This window comes from bacterium (assembly GCA_030654305.1).
Classification (GTDB): domain Bacteria; phylum Krumholzibacteriota; class Krumholzibacteriia; order LZORAL124-64-63; family LZORAL124-64-63; genus PNOJ01.
The window spans coordinates 1-5,976 of sequence record JAURXS010000406.1; the positions used below are offsets into that span (position 1 = coordinate 1).

Below are 5,976 nucleotides of genomic sequence, written 5' to 3' on the forward strand. Positions count from 1 at the left end.
GATGGCGCGGCGGGTAGGGCTGGCCGCCGCGGCGCGCCAGGCTCCAGAAGAACGCGAACAGCAGCACGGCGAAGGCCGCGAGGTAGGACATCGTGACGTTGCGGAAGGGGTGGGCCTTGTTCAGCCACAGCTCCGCCTTCAGGGCGCCGCTGCTCGGCAGGACGGCGGCGCCGTACTGGTGCTGCAGCGCGGAGGTCGCTTCCAGTCCGGCGCGGATGCGCGGCTGGTCGCTCGCCCGCAGACCCGACATCAGGCGGTCCATCGCCTCGCGGCTGCGGTCGGCCCAATCGGACGCGGGCTGCTCGAGCACCCCGTTGAAGTCGGTCCAGGTGTGGGCGGGGTCGCCGGCGATGGGGTAGAGGCGCAGGCTGCCGCCGTTGAGCACGTCCCAGAAGATGTTGAAGCGCTCGTCGAACAGCAGCAGCTGGCGCTGCAGCTTGGTGCGGTCGCGGTCGGGCGTGCGCAGGGCCTCGCGCACCGGCTCGGCCAGCACGTACTGGTTGCCGTTCAGCAGGCTGCTGGCGCTGACCCAGCGCGTCTCCGGGGAGACGCCCAGCAGCGACTTCAGCCCGGGGAAGCGCACGGCCAGCACGGGGTACTCGAACCAGAACTCCGGGTTGGTCAGCCAGGACATGTAGAGGTCCATGGGTTCCCAGCCCTCGAAGCTCTCCCGCTTGGTGATCTTCATCGAGATCTCGCGGGCCTGGGTGTCCAGGGGCTTCATGCGGCCGCGGAAGTCCTGCATGGTCAGCGACTCGCACAGGGCGCGGTTCTCGTCGCCGAGGAAGTTCAGGCTCGGCGCCGCGGCCGGAGCGTGGTCGTGCTCGTGGTCGTGCTGCTGCGCCCGGACCGCGGCGGGGGCCGTCAGGACCAGGGCGCACAGGGCGGCGAACAGGGCAAGGTGACGCCGGGTCATCGCGTCCTCCTGGTGTCGTCGGCTTCGGTTTTCACGGGCCAGATGAGGTCCCGGGCGAAGATCAGCACGAATCCCAGCGAGATCAGGATGTAGCCGAGGTAGGTCGGCCACTTGCCGGGATCGTAGTTCACCGACAGCACGGTGCCCTTCTCGTCCGTGTCGTACGAGGACTGGAAGTGCTTGCGCCCGCGGTGGGTCAGGGGGTGGTTCATGTAGATGCGCACCGGGCGGCCGCTGATCCCCTTCTCCTGGTCGATGAGCCGCACGTGGCTCTCGTAGCTGGCGGGGTTGCGGCTGCCGGGATAGTTCACCAGCAGGAAGTCGTCGAGGTGCAGGCTGTAGGGCAGGGGCAGCTTGATCGAGCCCAGCACGACGCGCGCCGGCCGGCCGCCCAGGTCGATCTCCTCGCCGCGGCCGTCGTCCTTGTAGACCACGGTCTCGGTCGCGGCGCCCTGGGGGCCCGTCACCGCGATGCGCGCGGCCGCCGGATCGTGCTCGTCCTCGCTCGGGGCCGGCTTCAGCTCGATGTGCGGGTGGTTCTGCTGCAGCACGAACTGGAAGCCGCCGTCCGCCACGCGGTAGAGCACGAGCTCCTCGACCGGGAAGGGCGCGCCGGCGGGCAGATCGGCTTCGATCTCGCCGCTGGCCATGTCCATCCGCTGCATGGGCTGCGACGGGAGCGCGGAGACGGAACCGTCGGCGGCGCGGGCGAAGACCAGGCCGGCGCCGCCGGTGCCGGGATCGCCCTCGACGAGCTGCAGGGTCGTGCCGGCGACCCGCTGCGGCTTGCCGGCCACGAGCATCAGCGCCTCGGGACCCTGCTCGCCCACCGTCGTCATCTGCAGGGCGGCGGGCCCGCTGTCCGCCGGCTGGTAGGTGAGCGAGTAGTGCGGCCAGTACTCCAGCACCGACAGCCGGTACTTCTGGCCGCCGAGCTTGACCGAGTGCGCGATGGACTGCTTGCCGGGCGCGTACAGCTGCACCGGGAACGACGCGGTCTCGTCGCCGCTCACGAGCTGCAGGTGGGTCTCGCGCGACCAGACGAAGTCGGTGGACGAGCCCTCGCGGATCGGCATGACGCCCTCGTGCCCGAAGTAGCGCGTGATGCCGGCGCTGATCAGGATCCAGATCATCGCGACGTGGACCATCACGAAGCCGGTCTGGCGAGGCCGGTAGGGCAGGTTCTTGAACAGCACCAGCAGCAGGTTCAGGCAGAGCAGCGCGAGCACCAGCTCGAACCAGCGGGTCCCGTAGACGAGATCACGGGCGCCGACGGCCCCGTAGCTGGACTCCAGGAACGTCGCCTTGCCGATGGCGACGGCGAAGATCACCAGCAGCGCGATGCTCAGCTTGAGCGAGGTCAGCGCGCGGATGAGCGGGAACTGGAAGAAGCGGGTCACGGTCACCGTCCGGGTTGGAGGGTGCGGCCGGTGCGGCCGCCGTGATGACGCGAACGAGCGGGACAGGGGCGTTAACGGTCGTTCCGTTGCCGCCGGGCGGCGTCGGACATGATAACCACCGTTGCGACCGGGAACAAGCAACACCAAGGGGATCGGTCGGGTTTCCTGTCTTGACCGCACTTCCTTAAATGATTATCAATTGGTATGGAATACCCCCGCACCGGAGGTCGCCGTGTTCAAGCTCGAAACCCGCTACGCCCTGCACGCCGTCGTCGTCCTCGCGGAACACGACACCCTGGTGCCCAACGCCAGGCTCGCCGAGCGCCTCGGCGTGTCCCTGCCGATGGTGGCCAAGATCATGAACCGCCTCGTGCAGGCGGAGGTCGTGGTGAGCCGCCCCGGCCCCGGCGGCGGCTACGCGCTGGCCCGCGACGCCGGGGAAATCCGTCTGGCGGAGGTCGTCGCCCCCACCGAGGGCGCCGACTGGGGCCGGTCCTGCCTGCTCGGCCTGGCGGCCTGCGACGACACCAACCCCTGCGCCCTGCACGGCGCCTGGGGCCGCCTGCGCGAACACATCCAGACCATGCTGCGCGAGCGCTCGGTGGCCGAGATGGCCGCCGGCGTCGTGGACCTCGACCTGAAGGTGGTGCCCGGCGATGTCCCCCTTGCCTGACGGCGACCCCGTCGCGGCGCGCCTCGCGCGGGCGCGGCGCGTGCTGCGCGGCCGGCCGCGCCGCCCCTACCTGCTGCGCACCGGCGTCCAGTTGCTCACCCTGGCGGTGATCCTGGTCATCGGCGCGCAGTTCGCCAGCTGGGTCGCGAACCTCGAGGCCGGACGGATCGCCGGCGTGCGGCCGCCCGGCGTCGAGGGCTTCCTGCCCATCTCGGCCCTGCTCAGCCTGCGCCAGTGGCTGGCGGGCGGCGGTTTCTCGATGGTCCACCCGGCGGGCCTGGTGCTGTTCGGGCTGATCTGCCTGACGGCGCTCCTGCTGAAGAAGTCCTTCTGCGCCTGGCTGTGCCCCGTGGGCACGCTCAGCGAAGCCCTGGCGCGCGTCTCCCACCTGGTCTTCCGGCGGCGCCTGAAGCTGCCGCGCTGGCTGGACCTGGGCCTGATGAGCCTCAAGTACGTCCTGCTGGCTTACTTCCTGTTCGCGGTGTTCGTGCAGATGACGTTGGCATCGGTCGCGCTGTTCATCGACTCGCCCTACAACCGGATCGCCGACATCAAGATGCTGCACTTCTTCACGCGGATGTCGCCGGTCACCGTCCGGGTGCTGGGCGCGCTGGCCCTGCTGTCGTTCGTGGTGCCGTACTTCTGGTGCCGCTACTTCTGCCCGTACGGCGCGCTGCTCGGCGCGCTGTCCCGCTTCTCGCCGCTGAAGGTCGTGCGCTCGGCGCCGGACTGCACCAACTGCGGGAAGTGCGCGGCCGTCTGCCCGTCCTACCTCGCGGTCGACCTCGGCGCCACGGTGACCTCGCCCGAGTGCACCGGCTGCCTGGAGTGCGTGACCAGCTGCCCGGCGCCAGGCGCGCTGGAGGTGCGGGGGCCGTCCCCGTGGCGCCGCCGCGTGCGGCCGGCGGTCTTCGCGGCGGCGGTCCTGCTGGTGTTCTTCGGGGGGATCGGCGCGGCGAAGCTGGCGGGGCGCTGGCGCACCGGGATCACCGACCAGGAGTACCTGCGGCGCGTGCAGGAGATGGACGCGCCCAAGTACCACCACGCCCGCGGCCAGGTGCCGGCCTACGGTCCCGAAGACTGACGGCCGGCCGGTCGTCGTGCTATCCTGTGCGGGTCTTCAAGCGGAGGTGCTCGCGATGATCGTCCGCCCGTTGCTTCGGACCTGCATGCCGGTCGCCGTCTCGGTCCTGCTGCTGGCCGGTTGCACGCTCGGCCCCCGTCCCGCCGATGACCCCGGCACGGGCGCGTCCCCCGACACAGCGCCGGTCGAAGTGAAGATCCTCGACGGTGTCGTGCCGGCCCTGCATCGGGACGGCCGCCTGTTCACGGGCGGCCAGCCGGACCGTCCTGCGCTGGTGGAACTCGCCGCGCTCGGCGTCGCCACGGTCGTCAACCTGCGCACACCGCAGGAGATGTCCGACACGACCAAGGTGCGCTACGACGAAGCGGCTTTCGTCGACTCGCTCGGCCTGCGCTACGTGACGATTCCCCTGGGCGGCAAGGAATACCCCTACACGCCGGCTGCGGTGGACAGCTTCGCCGCCGTGTTGGGTGCTGGCCGGGAACTGGTGTTCCTGCATTGCCTCAGCGGCTCCCGCGCCGGCAACCTGTACGCGGCCTACCTGGCGCGCGTGCGGGGCTGGCCGCTGGAGTCGGCCTGGGACCGGGGGATGGCGATGGGGATGACGCCGTTGCCGTTCGCGCAGATGCTCGGCGCCGATCTGGTGCCGGCGGCGCGATAGCCGGCCGGCGGCACGGTTCACCAGTATTTCTCGACGAAGATGCTGCCGGGCTGCTTGCGCGTGTGCTCGCGGAACCCCTTCTCCCCGAGCGTCCGCATCATGCCCGTGATCATGTCCGGATTCCCGCACAGGAACACGCTGACCCGCGCCGGGTCCAGCGGCCCGCCCAGGATCATCTCGGCCGTGTCGTCCTCGAAGAACGCGGTCACGCGGCCGGTCATGCCGGTCCACTCCTCCGTCTCGTCGTCGGGACTGCTGATCGCCGGGACATAGGTGAAGTTGTCGTGGTGGGCGACCAGGGATTCCATGTCGCCGCGGTAGCCGAGGTCCCAGCTGTGGCGCGCGCCGTGGAAGACGACCGTGCGGTGGCCGGCGTGGAAGGCGTAGTCCGAGCGCAGCATCGAGACGTAGGGCGCCAGGCCGGTGCCCGTCGCCACGAAGACGACGTCGTTGCCGGCCGGCACCTCGGCGAGCGTGAACATCCCCACGATGCGGTCGCCCACGAAGATCCGGTCGCCCTCCTGCAGCGCGTAGAGGCGCGGCGTGAGGGCGCCGCCGGTGACGAAGGCGACGTAGAACTCCAGAAAATCCTTCTCGACGCTGCCCGAGGCGATCGAATAGGCGCGGCGGATCATCTTGTCCGGATCGGCCGGCGGGTCCTCGGGGTCGGCGAAGGGCACGCGCGCCGCGCTGCCGGGCAGGCCGAGCACCGCGTACTGGCCCGCCTTGAAATCCGGCACGCCGGCGTCGGGCCGCACGCGGATGATGAACAGGCCGTGGGTGACCTCGCTGCGGTGGATCACGGTCGCGTTGACGGCGAGCGGCATGGCTACTCCTGCTGGCGTTCGGGATGGCCTGAGCGGGAACCGGCGCCGCGGTGGCGCCGCTCCATGATAGGGACTTTGCCCCCGCAGGCAAGCCGGACCTCCCGGTTTCTCCGGCATCCGCGGCTCGGGAAGCCTCCCTTGACGCCGGGGCCGTCGAAGATTCCGTCCCCCGTAATCTTGACAAAATCTGATTTGTATTTAGCGTGTGGTGGCGAGCCCCGCGATCACTCACGGAAAGTGCTGTCAGTCATGAAGATATCAAAAGCAGAAGACCAGTCCTTGCGCCTGGTGACCTGCCTGGCCCGCGCGGAAGGGCAGCTGACCCTGGCCGACCTCGCGGCGCGGGAGCACCTGCCCGAACCGACGGTCGCCAAGCTGCTGGCTCGCTTGCGGCGGGGCGACGTGGTCGTGGCCG

General features: G+C 70.1%; 6 protein-coding genes. 3 read left to right on the top strand and 3 right to left on the bottom strand.

What is annotated here, in order from left to right:
* Both Q7W29_11730 and Q7W29_11735 read right to left on the bottom strand, forming a co-directional pair.
* Positions 1 to 916 (bottom strand): hypothetical protein (locus tag Q7W29_11730; protein ID MDO9172489.1); only part of this gene is annotated, 916 nt, incomplete at its 3' end.
* Positions 913 to 2,316, bottom strand: coding sequence for a cytochrome c biogenesis protein ResB (locus Q7W29_11735; GenBank protein MDO9172490.1), 1,404 nt, complete (start codon positions 2,314 to 2,316; stop codon positions 913 to 915). The genes Q7W29_11735 and Q7W29_11730, both read right to left, overlap by 4 nt.
* A gap of 232 nt (positions 2,317 to 2,548) precedes the next feature.
* Between Q7W29_11735 and Q7W29_11740 the strand changes: the two genes are divergently transcribed.
* From Q7W29_11740 to Q7W29_11750, 3 genes are all read left to right on the top strand, one after another.
* Positions 2,549 to 2,989 carry an Rrf2 family transcriptional regulator gene (locus tag Q7W29_11740; protein MDO9172491.1) on the top strand — a complete coding sequence of 147 codons (441 nt, stop codon included), beginning with the start codon at positions 2,549 to 2,551 and terminating at the stop codon, positions 2,987 to 2,989.
* A complete protein-coding gene (locus Q7W29_11745; protein ID MDO9172492.1) occupies positions 2,973 to 4,073 on the top strand; it encodes a 4Fe-4S binding protein in 1,101 nt (366 codons plus the stop codon). Before Q7W29_11740 ends, Q7W29_11745 begins: the two co-directional genes overlap by 17 nt.
* Positions 4,074 to 4,158: 85 nt before the next feature.
* Positions 4,159 to 4,734, top strand: coding sequence for a sulfur transferase domain-containing protein (locus Q7W29_11750; GenBank protein ID MDO9172493.1), 576 nt, complete (start codon positions 4,159 to 4,161; stop codon positions 4,732 to 4,734).
* A 17-nt stretch (positions 4,735 to 4,751) separates the two neighbouring features.
* Here Q7W29_11750 and Q7W29_11755 read toward each other — a convergent pair whose 3' ends face one another.
* Entirely contained in the window at positions 4,752 to 5,561 is an 810-nt protein-coding gene (locus Q7W29_11755) for a ferredoxin--NADP reductase (GenBank protein ID MDO9172494.1), read from the bottom strand.
* Positions 5,562 to 5,976: the final 415 nt, after the last annotated feature.